This is a genomic window from Mycobacterium sp. NS-7484 (assembly GCF_001953975.1).
In the GTDB taxonomy this organism is placed as follows: Bacteria; Actinomycetota; Actinomycetes; order Mycobacteriales; family Mycobacteriaceae; genus Mycobacterium.
Genome location: NZ_MBEJ01000116.1, coordinates 1 through 744 on the forward strand (window position 1 = coordinate 1; position 744 = coordinate 744).

At 65.7% G+C, this 744-nt stretch carries 2 protein-coding genes; one reads left to right on the plus strand and one right to left on the minus strand.

Annotation, left to right across the window (positions count from 1 at the left end; all coding sequences use genetic code 11):
- A partial coding sequence (locus A5733_RS21120; protein ID WP_158070629.1) for a tyrosine-type recombinase/integrase occupies positions 1-527 on the plus strand: 527 nt, incomplete at its 5' end.
- Here the strand turns inward: A5733_RS21120 and A5733_RS21125 are convergent.
- On the minus strand, positions 524-744 hold a 221-nt coding region (locus A5733_RS21125; protein ID WP_233152751.1), incomplete at its 5' end, for an AlpA family transcriptional regulator. The genes A5733_RS21120 and A5733_RS21125 overlap by 4 nt on opposite strands.

Below are 744 nucleotides of genomic sequence, written 5' to 3' on the forward strand. Positions count from 1 at the left end.
CGGCCTTCGAGGGATTCCGCGCCCACGAGATCGCCAAGGTCAAAGGCGAGGACTTCGACCTCATCGCCCGGACTGTCACCGTCACCGGCAAGGGCGGCCTGACCGCCACGCTGCCGTTGCACCATCGCGTCCTCGAAATCGCCTACCAGATGCCACGCCGCGGCTACTGGTTCCCGGGCGTCGACCACGGCCACCAACGCCGCGAATCGATCTGCGGCACCATCAAGGAAGCCATGGTGAGAGCCGGGGTGCCGGGTTCGGCGCACTGGCTGCGGCACTGGTTCGGCACCGCACTGCTGGAGGCCGGCGTCGACATTCGCGTGGTTCAAACGCTGCTGCGGCATCAAAACCTCGCAACCACCGAGATCTACACGAAGGTTTCGGATTCCCGCCGCGCCGAGGGGATCGACATGCTCGATCCGTTCCGCCTCGAACCGCTTGCCGAGGTCACACCGGCCATGCAGCGCATCATCGACGAATACTGCCGAGATGACGAGCACGAGCCCCAGGGCGCAGCGGCGGCCTAGCCGCGCAGCCGGCGCTCATTCCACACGTCGATGGTGCTCGGCAGCCATCCCTTCACCCGCTCACCGATCAGCGCGTCGGGCTGCGGCAACTTCCCCGGCGTCTGGCTGTAGGCCTTGATCGTGTTCAGCGACAGTCCGGTCCGCTTGGCGACGTCGGAAACGCTCAGGTACCTGACCACTCGCCTGACCGTAAGCACACTTTCGGGCATGTACTTCG